We start from the raw sequence: 1,016 nt of genomic DNA on the forward strand, positions 1-1,016 counted from the left end.
CGCTCGCTGGGCTCCCGGTCCGCCCCGCCGACGGTGATCCCCACGAGGTCGCCGACGGACTCGGAGACGGTGACCAGCGAGAGCAGCACCATGGGCACAATCGCGCTCAGGTGGAACTCCATGCCGATCTCCCAGGGCAGCGGCACGGACACCCATGAGGCAGCCGCGACGTCGGAGAAATCCACTAGTCCGAACAGCGCGGCGATCACGAAGCCCGCCACCAGCCCCACCAGCGGCCCGATCTCGGCGATGAAGCCACGGGCAAACTGATGCAGACCCACGGTGATCACGAACACCAGCGCCGCCAGCGCGATATGGTAGGGTGCGCCGAAGTCCGGCGCCCCGAAACCGCCCGCCGTGTATGCGAATCCGACCGGCAGCAGCAGCACGCCGATCATGATCACGAACGTCCCCATCACCACCGGCGGGAACAGGAAGCGCACCCAGCGCATGCACAGGCCGACGACGGCCATGGCGACACCCCCGGCCAACGCCGCACCGAACACAGACGGCAGTCCCTGGGTACTGGCGATAGGGATCATCACCGGCACGAAGCCGAAGCTGGTGCCCATCACCACCGGCAACCGTGCGCCGATGCGTCCGACACCGAGTGACTGAACCAGTGTCGCGACACCGGCGATGAACATCGCGGCCTGGATCAGCGCCGTGGTCTGCGCCGCCGGCAGATCCACCGCCCCGGCGATCACCACCGGTACGGTGACGTTGCCGACGAACATCGCCAGCACGTGCTGAATGCTCAGCGGAATGGCACGCCGCAGCGGCGGCATGTAATCGACATCCCCCCTTTGCTCCGGGCGCACTTCTTCTGTCTGCTCGCTCATGACAGCTCCTCTCCCCCTCCGGCAATGGCGGTCACTGTGATTGCCGCACGGCGCCCTCCGGCCCGGCGGCCCCACAGGCCTTCGGGGAATCCTTGATCATGGGTACAACCCTGTCAACAATTATGTATCCATTTTTGATACCGATCATGGACACCCGGGCGATCCGACCGACCC

The 1,016-nt window shown here is 66.1% G+C and carries 1 protein-coding gene; it reads right to left on the reverse strand.

From position 1 onward, the window contains the following. Positions 1 to 842 (reverse strand): uracil-xanthine permease family protein (locus G7A99_RS20975; RefSeq protein ID WP_305792348.1); only part of this gene is annotated, 842 nt, incomplete at its 3' end. Positions 843 to 1,016 lie beyond the last annotated feature (174 nt).

The sequence above is a fragment of the Arhodomonas sp. KWT genome, assembly GCF_010993615.1.